Origin of the sequence: Burkholderia sp. E168m15, assembly GCF_016586105.1 — a bacterium.
In the GTDB taxonomy this organism is placed as follows: Bacteria; Pseudomonadota; Gammaproteobacteria; order Burkholderiales; family Burkholderiaceae; genus Burkholderia; species Burkholderia orbicola.
Genome location: NZ_BCPO01000141.1, coordinates 19397 through 29017 on the forward strand (window position 1 = coordinate 19397; position 9621 = coordinate 29017).

The 9621-nt window shown below is 68.5% G+C and carries 9 protein-coding genes; 4 read left to right on the forward strand and 5 right to left on the reverse strand.

Annotated features, from left to right (window positions below):
• Window positions 1-48: 48 nt before the first annotated feature.
• Window positions 49-798, reverse strand: coding sequence for an SDR family oxidoreductase (locus JMF86_RS21185; RefSeq protein WP_011547810.1), 750 nt, complete (start codon window positions 796-798; stop codon window positions 49-51).
• Between the two features lie 122 nt (window positions 799-920).
• Window positions 921-1838, reverse strand: a complete 918-nt coding sequence (locus JMF86_RS21190) for a LysR family transcriptional regulator (RefSeq protein WP_011694720.1) — start codon at window positions 1836-1838, stop codon at window positions 921-923.
• A gap of 165 nt (window positions 1839-2003) precedes the next feature.
• Here JMF86_RS21190 and JMF86_RS21195 point away from each other — a divergent pair, with 165 nt between their 5' ends.
• The 3 genes from JMF86_RS21195 (at window position 2004) to JMF86_RS21205 (ending at window position 4452) form a co-directional block, all read left to right on the forward strand.
• Window positions 2004-3488, forward strand: a complete 1485-nt coding sequence (locus tag JMF86_RS21195; RefSeq protein WP_011547812.1) for a PLP-dependent aminotransferase family protein — start codon at window positions 2004-2006, stop codon at window positions 3486-3488.
• Window positions 3489-3584: 96 nt separating this feature from the next.
• Complete coding sequence (locus JMF86_RS21200) at window positions 3585-4022, forward strand: carboxymuconolactone decarboxylase family protein (RefSeq protein ID WP_006479143.1); 438 nt, start codon at window positions 3585-3587, stop codon at window positions 4020-4022.
• Between the two features lie 10 nt (window positions 4023-4032).
• Window positions 4033-4452, forward strand: coding sequence for a cupin domain-containing protein (locus tag JMF86_RS21205; protein ID WP_011547813.1), 420 nt, complete (start codon window positions 4033-4035; stop codon window positions 4450-4452).
• 108 nt (window positions 4453-4560) lie between these two features.
• Here JMF86_RS21205 and JMF86_RS21210 read toward each other — a convergent pair whose 3' ends face one another.
• Together JMF86_RS21210 and JMF86_RS21215 are read right to left on the reverse strand one after the other, a co-directional pair.
• A complete protein-coding gene (locus tag JMF86_RS21210; protein WP_011547814.1) occupies window positions 4561-5781 on the reverse strand; it encodes a porin in 1221 nt (406 codons plus the stop codon).
• Window positions 5782-6261: 480 nt separating this feature from the next.
• Window positions 6262-7329, reverse strand: a complete 1068-nt coding sequence (locus tag JMF86_RS21215; RefSeq protein ID WP_011547815.1) for a squalene/phytoene synthase family protein — start codon at window positions 7327-7329, stop codon at window positions 6262-6264.
• A 382-nt stretch (window positions 7330-7711) separates the two neighbouring features.
• On the opposite strand from JMF86_RS21215, the gene JMF86_RS21220 reads away from it, so the two are divergent.
• Window positions 7712-8857, forward strand: coding sequence for a glycerophosphodiester phosphodiesterase (locus JMF86_RS21220; protein ID WP_011547816.1), 1146 nt, complete (start codon window positions 7712-7714; stop codon window positions 8855-8857).
• A 69-nt stretch (window positions 8858-8926) separates the two neighbouring features.
• Here the strand turns inward: JMF86_RS21220 and JMF86_RS21225 are convergent.
• On the reverse strand, window positions 8927-9621 hold a 695-nt coding region (locus tag JMF86_RS21225), incomplete at its 5' end, for a rhodanese-like domain-containing protein (RefSeq protein ID WP_269189819.1).

Genomic DNA, 9621 nt, shown 5'->3' on the forward strand with positions numbered 1-9621 from the left:
TCGCCCGGCATCGCATCGCCGGTTACGGGCCCCGCCCGCGTCGCCCCCTTAGAGCAATCCCATCCCGCCCGACGCGATGATTTCCGCGCCGACGATGAACGCGGATTCCGGCGCGCTCAGGTGCAGCACCGTCGACGCGATTTCGTCCGGCGTGCCGAACCGGCCGATCGGCACGAGGCCCTTGATCTTGTCGGCCGTCGCGTCGAGCGTCGCCGCGTCGAGCCCGAGCTTGCCGTACAGCGGCGTCTGCACGGGCCCCGGGCTCACCACATTCACGCGCACGCCATGCGGCAGCAGTTCCGTCGACAGCGTCTTCGCGAACGAATTGACGGCCGCCTTGCTCGCCGCGTACACCGACGAGCCGGGCATCCCGATATGCGCGTTGATCGAGCCGTTGATCACGATCGATGCGCCGCGGTTCAGCAGCGGCACGAGCGACTGGATCTGGAAATACGCGCCCTTCACGTTGGTGTTGAACACGAGATCCCACATCGCTTCGTCGCTGTCGGCGAACGGCGCGAGTTTCGCGACGCCCGCGTTGACGAATACGGCGTCGAGCCGCACGCCGGCGGCGGCGAGCGCGTCGGCCAGCGCGCGGGCCGATGCGACGCTGCCGGCTTCGTTGCGAATCGCCAGCGCGCCTTCGCCGAGCGTTTGACGGGCGGCTTCCAGCGTGTCGGCGTCGCGCCCGGTGATGACGACTCGCGCGCCTTCGACCGCGAATGCGCGGGCGGCCGCCAGGCCGATGCCGCTGTTGCCGCCCGTGACGAGGACCGTCTTTCCTTCGAAGCGTTGCATGATGTTCTCCTGTGAACCGGTGAGTTGACCGTGAACACAGGATGCGCGCGGCGCGCGGCCTTGCCGTGCGACGGGCACGACGGACATGTTCGAAAACGTCGAACATGTTTGAGCGAGCGCGCTCAGCCGATCACATCGATCCCGTCGAGCAGCCGCTGCGCGAGCCGCGGCTCGCGCAGTTGCTCCAGCCACCATTGCAGCGCGCGGCCGTCACGATCGCCGTGCCACGCGACGTACAGCAGATTCGGCTCGCGCGGATCGGCCGTCGGCTTCTCGACCAGTTCGCCGCGCGCGAGCAGCGACGCGACGCGCCGGCGCGGCACCCAGCCGACGCCGAGCGCATCGCGCTGCGCGAGGATCTTCGCGCGCATCGACGGCACCGCGAGCACCGCCTGCCCGCCGAGCAGGCCATACGCGCGGCCGGCCGCCCGCCGTGACGAATCGGCGACGACGACCGAGCGGTGCGCACCGATCGCGTCGCGCGTCAGCACCCCGCTCGCGGCCGCCAGCGGATGGCGCGGCGACACCGCGAACACCCACTCCATCGCGCCGAGTTCGAACCACTTGAGGCCCGGCATCGCCGGCGGCTCGTTGGTCGCGCCGACGACCAGATCCGCGCGGCCGTCGCGCAACGCTTCCCAGGTCCCGCCAAGCACCTCGTGCGTGAAACGCAGCGACACGCCGGAATCGAGCGCATCGAACGCGCGGACGACCGGCAGGAGCGTATCGAACTCCAGCACCTCGTCGCTGACGATCCACAGCCGGTCCTCCCAGCCGCTCGCGACCTGCCGCACGCGCTGCGTCAGCCGGGCGACGTCGAGCGCCAGCCGCGCCGCCTCGTCGGTCAGCAATTGTCCGGCCGGCGTGAGCTGCAGCCGGTAGCCGCGCCGGTCGAACAGCAGCGCGTCGAACCGGGTTTCGAGCTGGCGCGCCGCATGCGACACCGTCGACGGCGCCTTGCCGAGCCGCGCGGCGGCACGCGACAGGCTGCCGGTGGCGCGGATCGCGTCGAGCAGCGCCAGTTCGTCTTCGGACAGCATGAGGTCGCTCCGCGGTGAGGTTTGTGGTGGATCGTAAGGCAGCAGCGCACGGCGGTCCAATCGCGCGAGGGCCGGTGCGGCTGCGAGCCCGGAACCGCCGCCGGCGCGGTCGAGTTCCGGTATGCTGATCGAGGTGAAATCACACGAATCGAGGTAACCACTGCGATGGACATCGCGATCCGCATCGAAGGCCGTCACGACCTGACGGGGCAAATCTTCCGGCAACTGCGCACCGCGATCGTCGACGGGCGTCTCGAAGGCGGCGCGCGGCTGCCGTCGACGCGCGATCTCGCGAAACAACTCGGCGTGTCGCGCAAGACGACGCTCGACGCATTCGAGCGCCTGGTGGCCGAGGGTTACCTGACTACGCGCGCCGGCGACGGCACGTTCGTCGCCGATGGCCTCGCGCGCGTGCCGCACGCCGCGGTGACGTCGGCGCCGTCGATCGTCGACGAGCGGCCGCGCATCGATGCGGTCGATGCGCGCGCGCTGTGGAACGACCTGCCCGACGCGCTCGCGATGCCCGCGCCGCAGGATTCGCCCGGCTTCGACTTTCGCGGGGGCGTGACCGACAAGACGCTGTTCCCGTTCGACGCATGGCGGCGCTGCCTGCATCACGCGCTGCGCCAGCAGGCGCGCGGCCCCGGCCAGTACCACGATCCGGCCGGCGATCCGCAGTTGCGCGGCGCGATCGCGCGCTACGCGGGATTCAGCCGCGCGGTCGCCTGCAGCTGGGACGACGTGCTCGTCACGCAAGGCGCGCAGCAGGCGCTCGACCTGCTCGCGCGCGTCGTCGTGCGGCCGGGCGACGTCGTCGCGGTCGAGGACCCCGGCTATCCGCCCGCGCGCGCCGCGTTCGCGTCGCTCGGCGCGACGGTGATCGGCGTGCCGGTCGACGCGCAGGGACTCGTCACGGAACGGTTGCCGGACGACGCGCGGCTCGTCTACGTGACGCCGTCGCATCAGTTCCCGCTCGGCATGCCGATGACGCTCGAGCGCCGCGTCGCGCTGCTCGAATGGGCGCAGCGCCGCCGCGCGGTGATCATCGAGGACGATTACGACGGCGAATTCCGCTTCGAGGGCCGGCCGGTCGAATCGCTGAAGAGCCTCGACCGCACGGGCCTCGTCGCGTACGTCGGCACGTTCTCGAAGACGATCTTTCCCGAACTGCGGATCGGCTACGCGATTCCGCCGCGCGCGCTGCGCGGCGCGCTGGCCAAGGCGAAGCAGATCGTCGACTGGCACACCTGCGCGCTCACGCAGGCGGCGCTCGCCCGCTTCATGCACGAAGGCGATTTCGCGCGGCACCTGAAACGCGTGCAGAAGCACTACGACGCGCGCCGCAAGATGCTGATCGCGCACCTGCGCGGCGCACTCGCGCCGTGGTTCGACGCGATCGTGCCGACCGCCGGCATCCATCTCGCCGCGCGCCTGAAGCCGGGGCTCGACGAAGCGGCGCTGGTCCGCGCGGCGCGGGCGCAGGACATCGGCCTGTACGGGATCTCGGCGTTCCACGTGGGCGTGCCGGTGCGCCCGGGGCTGCTGTTCGGCTATGGCGGGATCGACGCGCTGCGCATCGACACGGCGCTCGCGAAGCTGGCGGGATTGCTGGATGCCGGCATCGCGGACGGGCCGTCACTGGTTACCTGAATTTCCGTTAAATTGGCTATTCAAGCAGGCCAGTGCGACTCGTAAAGTAGGTCCTGTCGCGCCACCCCGGCGCTACCCAACCGAAAAGGACCTGCCATGCAACCGCGCCTGAACTTCTATGCCGCCAGCCCGAATGCGATCAAGGTGATGCGCAACGCCGAGGAATTCCTCGCGAAGAGCTCGATCGAGAAGCCGCTCGCCGAACTCGTCCGCCTGCGCGCGTCGCAGATCAACGGCTGCGCGTTCTGCGTCGACATGCACACGACCGACGCGCGCAAGGGCGGCGAAACCGACCGCCGTCTCGCGACCGTCGTCACGTGGCGCGAAACGCCGTTCTTCACCGAGCGCGAACGCGCGGCGCTGGAATGGACCGAGGCACTGACGCTGGTGGCCAGCAACCACGTGCCCGACGCCGTCTGGGAAGCCGTGAAGCCGCATTTCACCGACGAGGAGCTGTTCGACCTGTCGATGCTGATCGCGACGATCAACTCGTGGAACCGCTTCGCGATCGCGTTCCGCAAGATGCCCGAGTGAGGCGGCGACGATGATCCGTTCCCCGCTCCCTCGCGTCGCGCTGTGCGCCGGGCTCATGCTGGCCGCCGCACTGCCGGCCGGCGCTCACGCGCACGACGCCGGCGACAGCGTGCACGCGATCATGCAGCAAGCCGTGCCCGAGGCGCCCGGCAAACTGGTGGTCGTCGCGACGGTCGACTATGCGCCCGGTCAGGCGTCCGAAGCGCACAAGCACCTCGGCTCGGTGTTCGCCGTCGTGTCGAAAGGCGAAGTGCTGTCGCAGGTGAACGGCGGCCCGCTGCGCCGCTATCGCGCCGGCGAAGGCTGGTACGAACCGCCCGGCTCGCGCCATCAGGTGTCGCGCAACGCGAGCGCGACCGAGCCCGCGCAACTCGTCGTGTTCGGGCTGACGGGCGAGCATCAGCCGCTGAAGTCGCCGATCGATCAGTGATCCGACGCGATGGATCGCGCATCGACTCGCGACGTAAACGAAAAAACCGGCCCGAAGGCCGGTTTTCATACCGCATGCCGTGAGCGGCGCTCGCGCGCCGCGCGACATTTAGAAGCGGTGGATCATGCCGACGCCGACGCCGATCTGGTTCTGCTTCGAACCTGCGCCCACGCCGTCACCGATCGACGTGGTCGCCGAGATGATTGCGTTGCCGCGGCCGTTCAGCGTGTTGCCGCTTGCGTGCTGGTAAGCCTCAACCGCGTACAGGCCCGTGCGCTTCGACAGGCTGTAGTACTGCGACAGCGTGACCTGGTGGTACTTGGCCGAGCTCGTGATGCCGTTCGACTGCGTTGCGGCCGTGTACGAGTAGCCTGCCGCGAAGTCCCACTGAGCAGCTGCCTTCCAGTGCAGCACGGCGCCAGCCGTGTTGAAGATTGCCTTGTTCCGGAAGAACGAACCCGTGCCCGGCGTGTACTGGACGTTCGAGTACGACGCCGAAATATCCCATGCCGGCGTGAACTGGTAGCCCGCCGTCACGGCGATACGCTGCTGCGATTGCGCGGTCGCGTAGCCGTTGTTGATCGACGAGACTGCCGGCTGGTTGCCGTCGCCCGCTGCCGTCAGGCCGTTCTGGACCGTCGAGTTCGCGCCCCACACGCCGCCGCCGAGCGTCGAGTTGTTGACCTTCTGATAGCCGACCGCGATGCCTGCCGGGCCGTTCAGGTACTGGATCGCCGCGCTCCACGTCGAGCCGCGGTTCGTCGCGCCTGCGACGCCGCCGAACGAGTACGAACCGCCGACCGTGAAGCCGTAGAACTTCGGCGACATGTAGACGAGCGAGTTGTTCGCGCGGTAGCTGGTATCCAGCGAATCGATATCGCCCGGGTGCGCGCCGTAGTAGCCGGTCAGCCAGGTCGTCGGGCTGTACGGCGACAGCAGCGTGTAGTACGCGGTGTACTGGCGGCCGGCCGTCAGCGTACCGTACGTGGCGTTGGTCAGGCCAACCCATGCCTGACGCGTGAAGATGCCGTTGGTCCACTGCGACGAGCCGTTAGCCGTGTTGACGCCGGCTTCCAACTGGAAAATCGCCTTCGTGCCGCCGCCGAGATCTTCGCTGCCTTTCAGGCCGAAGCGGCTGCCTGCCCACACGCCGGTGGACATCTGCACCTTCGAGTGACCACCCGAGGTTGCGCCGACTGCCGACGAGTTGTTCTGCCAAGCGATACCGTTGTCGACGATACCGTAGAGGGTCACGCTGCTCTGGGCGTGGGCGGCGGTAGCGGCTGCGAGACCGACTGCCGTCATGGCGAAAGCGACGCGCTTTTTCATTGATTCTCCGTCCTCAAAGAATGTTTCTTTTCTGGTGTGGTTTTATGACCGACACATGTGCGAGTACATGCCGACGCGATTCTGACGGATTACCAATTGTTTCCCAACATGTGCAGTCGGTCATCGTATGATCGACGCAACGCGCGGGTTCACCAAACGGTTACATGACAGCCCGAAACGCTTGTGCAGCGGGCGTTTCCGGCATTTGCCGGTGAAAACCCTAGCTTTACATTTTTACGGGCGCACCACGACCGTCCAATGTCGTCAGACGCCTTCGGCACCAAAAGGTCTTACAAATGCGCGATCGAAGCTGACGCCGCGATTCACGCCGCCGCGCAGGATCGCCCACGTTCGTGACACCCACATTTCGAGACACGAAATCATGAAAACGTTTTTAGTCGACGTGCCGGAGACCAGACGGGAACGGCCCGACGAACGCGGGCCGGGAGGCGATGCCGGCGCCTGCCGCGCCGGCGATCTTCAGAGCTGCGTCGCGGGGCGCGCGAGCCGCGCGGTCACCGCATCGGCGAGCGCGGTCAGACGCGAACGGACCGCCGTGTTCGAGCCGACCAGCGCGAGCGACGCCGCCATGATCCGGTAGACGCGCTTTCTCGGCACCTTGGCCGGCTTCGCCGGGTCGAGCCACGCCGCGTGGCCGGCCAGCAGTTCGAGCGTTTCGAGGCCGATCATGATCGGCCACAGGCAGGCGAGCCGCAGCCGCACGAAACGACGCGGAATCGCGAGCGTATACAGGTAGGCGTCGCGATACTGGTCGAGCGCGACGCGCAGCAGGTCGACCAGCACGCCGCGCGCACGTTCCGATGCTTCTGGCTGCATCAGGTCGGCCACCACGAGCCCGTGTGCGCCCAGCACGTCGTCGGGCAGGTAGCAGCGGCCGATGCGCAGATCCTTCGCGCAGTCGCGCAGGATGTTGGTCATCTGCAGCGCCTTGCCGAAACGGATTCCCTTCTCGCGCATGTCCGACAGATCCCAGCCGCGCGCGGCACGCGTGTGCGCGCCCGTCATGTCGGTCCAGAACTCGCCGACGCAGCCGGCGACCAGGTACGTGTAGCGGTCGAGCACGTCGCGCGTCGGCAGCGATGCGACCTGCCCCGACTGCTCGTGCGGAAACGTGCGCAGGTCGAACTCCATCCCCGCGGTGAGCGTCGCGACGACCTTGCGGATCGACGCGCGATCGGCCTCCGGCTGCGCGCGCAGCAGCGCGAGCATCGGCTCCATCGAACCGAGCAGCAGGTGTTCGTGCGAATCGGTCTGCATCCGCGTCACGTCCTCGAGCGAACGCGACAGCGCCGCGCCATCGCCGAGCCGTTCGATGTCGTCGCGCAGGTCGGTCAGCAGCGCCGCGCGGCGATCAGGCGCGACGAGCGCCGTGTCGGCGATCGTGTCGGCCGCGCGCGCGAGCAGATACGCGAGGCCGACCGGGTCGCGCATGCCGTCGGGCAGCACGCGCAGCGTCAGGTAGAAGGAGCGGGAAACGTTCTTCAGCAGTTCGCCGAGCAGATAGGCGGGATCGGTATGGGTCGTCATGGGTCGGGAAAAATCGGTCGGCGCGGGCCCCGGACGCACACGGGCGCCGGGCGCCCGCGCCGGCCCGCGAGTCGCCGCATCGTCGCGCCAGGCGGGCCTCGGCCCCGCTGCGGCGATGCAAAATTCCCGCAAGTTTAGTGCATCCGGCGCACGAACTCGTTGCGACGGCCGGAATGCGGTGCGCAGCAGCCCGCCGTCACTCGCGCTGCCCTGCACGTCGCGCCTTCAAAGCAAAACGGAAAGGTCGAAGTAATACATATGTAATTATTCGATGCGACGATCGCGCACCGTTCGACTCCGTTCAGCCCGGGCTCCCCGCCGGGCCGCCGGCGCGAGCTCCTTTCCGCCTCCTTTCCGACTCCGTTTTCGAAGGTTCATCGACATGCTCCTCAAGCGCCCGACCTCCCTGCGCTACGCCCCGTTCGCCTGTGCCGCCGCGTTCCTGCTCGCCGCGTGCGGCGGTGGCGACGATCTGACGCGCGATCCCACGCAGCCAATTTCCGCGAAGGTCCAGGTGGTCGGCCATCGCGGCGCGAGCGCGCTGCGCCCCGAACACACGCTCGCGTCGTACCGCAAGGCGATCGAGGACGGCGCGGACGTGATCGAGCCCGACCTCGTGTCGACCCGCGACGGCGTGCTGGTCGCGCGCCACGAAAACGAGATCTCGGGCACGACGAACGTGTCCGCGCTGCCGCAGTTCGCGAGCCGCAAGGCGACCAAGACGATCGACGGCACGCAGTTGACGGGCTGGTTCACCGAGGATTTCACGCTCGCCGAGCTGAAGACGCTGCGGGCGCGTGAGCGCATCCCGCAGGTACGCCCCGCCAATACCGCGTACAACGACCAGTTCGAGATTCCGACGTTCGACGAGATCGTCGCGCTCGCGAAGCAGATGTCCGCGCAGACCGGCCGCACGATCCACCTGTACCCGGAAACCAAGCATCCGACCTACTTCCAGTCGATCGGCCTGCCGCTCGAGGATCGCCTCGTCGACGCGCTGCTGAAGGATGCGTACACGTCGCGCACCGCGACCGTCTACATCCAGTCGTTCGAAGTCGCGAACCTGAAGACGATCCGCAACCGGATCAAGTCGAGCCAGCCGAACTGGAAGCTCGTGCAGTTGATGGACGAAGCGCAGCAGCGCCCGTACGACTTCGTGAAGGCGAACGACACGCGCACCTACGGCGACCTGTCGACGCGCGACGGCATGCGCGAGATCGCGACCTATGCGAACGGCGTCGGGCCGTACAAGACGTCGATCATCGCGGTCGCCGCGGACGGCACGCTGCAGCAGCCGACGCCGTACGTGCGCTACGCGCACGAGGCCGGTCTCGTCGTGCATCCGTACACGTTCCGCCCGGAGAACAACTTCCTGCCCGCGTCGCTGAAGGACGGCGGCACGCCGGCCACGCGCAACACGGCCGGGTCGGTGCGCGAGATCCAGGCATACCTGCGCGCGGGGATCGACGGCTTCTTCACCGACGATCCGGCCGTCGGCCGCACGGCCGTCGATACGTTCAAGCGCTGATACGAAGCGCCGATCCGCTTCGTGACCGGGCGCCGCGCACGACGCGCCGCACCCGGTTGCCCGCATCGCTCAGATCACGTTGAAGTGGTGCGTGCCGTCCCGCTTCAACTGGTCGACCAGCCCGTATTCCCAGTCGAGATACGCCTGCATCGCGGCGGCCGCGTTGTCGGTGCCTTCGTACGGACGCCGGTAGCGATCGACGCGCGGCGACGCCAGATGCGTCTCGCCGCTCTCCAGCGGCAGCCCGGCCTCGATCCACGCGGCCGTGCCGCCGGTCAGCACCCGGATCTCGGCCGATGCCGGCAGCAGCGCACGCGCGTCATCCGCCGCGAACCGCGCCAGCAGGCTCGATCCGCACGTGAACACGTAGCGCTTCGCGGGCGGAATCGTCGCCAGCGCGTCGCGCAACTGCGCGCGCACGGCAAACCACGCGCCGGGAATATGCCGCTTCACGTAGTTCGCGCTGGCCGTCACGTCGACGATCGCGAGCTCGCCGGGCGCGGCCTCCTTCAGCCAGCCGGCGAGCGTCGCGGGCGACACGTCGGCGGCGGGCGGCGTTGCCGGCACGTCGCGCGGCGGCTGGCCGCGCTCGGAGAATGCCGCGGTGCCCGCCGGCTCGACCACGCGCACGTCCCAGCCCATCTGGGCAAGCCACGAGGCGGTCATGTCCGCGCGCACGCCGTCGTCGTCGGCCAGCACGATCCGCGCGCCGCGCACGGCCGCGTGATGGTCGGTCTCCTGCACGAGCTGGCCGCCCGGCGTGC